A 202-nucleotide genomic window follows, 5' to 3' on the forward strand; every position below is an offset into this window, starting at 1 on the left:
GGCTTAGCGTGATTGAACCATCTTCATCCACTGAGTAAGCCAAGTCACCTGACACTGGTGCATCGTTGACTGCGATAACATCTATACCCGCAGTCGTTTGAGCGGTTGCACCGTCTTCATCTGCAACGGTTACATCTAGGCTGACATTGCCGTTGAAGTTTTCATTTGGTGCGAAGCTGTAAGTACCATCACCATTGTCAGT

The 202-nt window shown here is 48.0% G+C and carries 1 protein-coding gene; it reads right to left on the reverse strand.

Features of this window, described 5'->3' with window-relative positions; genetic code table 11:
- Positions 1 to 202: cadherin-like domain-containing protein (locus AB4486_RS24045; protein WP_372119125.1), on the reverse strand; the 202-nt coding region annotated here is incomplete at both ends.

This window comes from Vibrio sp. 10N.222.55.C6, assembly GCF_041473395.1.
GTDB classification, from domain to species: Bacteria; Pseudomonadota; Gammaproteobacteria; order Enterobacterales; family Vibrionaceae; genus Vibrio; species Vibrio crassostreae_C.